A 1,553-nucleotide genomic window follows, 5' to 3' on the forward strand; every position below is an offset into this window, starting at 1 on the left:
GGCGGATCGATCCGCACCCGCACCGGCTCCGTCGCCGCCCCCCGCACCGCCATCCGCGCCGCCTGCGCCTGCTTGAGGCACCGGGCCAGCGCGGCCCCGCTGCCCGGCGGCACCCGGATCAACGCCCGCTCCCCGGTCTCCGCGCCCCGGCGCGGCCCTCCGCCGGCGGCCTGCGGCACCGGCCCCAGCACCTCCGCGTCGGCGGGCAGCTCGACCGCCGCCAGGAACTCGGCCAGCGCCCCCGGCTCACCGCTCACCGCCGCCATCCGGGACACCGGGGGAAAGCCCAGCTCGGCCCGGTCCGCCAGCTCCCGCACCGCGTGCCCGGCCGGATCCCAGCGCACCAGCGCCTGCACGGGCCGCAGCGTCGGCTCGGCGACGACGACCACGGTGCCGCCCTTCTCCTGGGGCCGCACCAGCGCGGCCGCCGCGATCCAGCGGCGCAGCGCGTCCTCCCCCGCGCGCAGATCGGGACGGCCGAGCATGGCCCAGCCGTCCAGGAGCAGCGCGGCGGCGTACCCCCCGTCGGCGACCGGCTCGGCGCCGGGGGTGCTCACGACGAGCGCGGGCCCCCCGGAGACCGTGTCCAGGACCTGCTCGCGGCCCGAGGTCCGCACCGGTACGGCGGGAAAGGCGCGGCCGAGCTCCTCCGCGGTGCGCCGGGCTCCGACCACCTGGGCCCGCAGCCGGTTCCCGCCGCACTCGGCGCACTGCCAGTGCGCCTCCTCCCGGCCGCACCAGGAGCAGGCGAGGACACCGGTCGCCTCCCGTGCCTCGAGCGGTCCCGCGCAGTGCCGGCAGCGGGCGGGCTCGCGGCAGCGCTGGCAGGCGAGCCGGGGCACGTATCCACGCCGGGGCACCTGGACCAGGACGGGCCCCTCGCGCAGTGCGGTGCGCGCGACCTCCCAGGCGACGCTCGGCAGCCGGGCGGCCCGCGCCGCCTCGTCCCGCGCGACGTCGAGGTCCCCGACGGTGCGTACCAGGGGCGCCGTCCGCCGCACCTGCTCGCGCGGGGCCGCGAGCGCGGCGGCCCAACCGCTCCTCACCAGCTGCGCGGCCTCCACCGTGCAGCTCCAACCCCCCAGCAGGAAGCCGCACTTGTCGCGCCCTGCGCGCAGTTCGAGCACCTCGCGCACGTGCGGGAAGGGAGCGCGGTCGTCGCTGTGATGCGCGTCCCCGTCGTCCCACACGACGACCAGGCCCGGGTTCTGCACCGGTGCGAACATCGCGGCCCGGGTCCCCACCACGGCCCGCACCGAACCCCGGCGCACCGCGAGCCATTCCGCGTAGCGACGCTGCTGTCCGGCCTCCGCCGTGAGCAGCGCGTGCCGGCCCTCGCCGAGCTGCTCACGGAGCGCGGCGTCGACCCGTGCGGCGAGCCGGACGGTGGGCACGACGACGAGCGCGCCGCGGCCGGAGGCGAGCGTCGCCCGCACGGCCCGCGCGATCTCGTCGGCCCACTCGGGTCCCGGCAGCGCGGTCCACACGGCGCGGGGCGCGCCGCCGCGGGCCAGCGAGGCGAGGAAGTCGGGCCCGTGCTCGTACCGCTGCCA

At 79.2% G+C, this 1,553-nt stretch carries 1 protein-coding gene; it reads right to left on the minus strand.

Translation table 11 applies throughout. The annotated features are described in order from the left end of the window. On the minus strand, positions 1 to 1,553 hold a 1,553-nt coding region (locus GTW43_RS15660), incomplete at both ends, for a primosomal protein N' (protein WP_161302609.1).

Source organism: Streptomyces sp. SID5785 (assembly GCF_009870065.1).
In the GTDB taxonomy this organism is placed as follows: domain Bacteria; phylum Actinomycetota; class Actinomycetes; order Streptomycetales; family Streptomycetaceae; genus Streptomyces.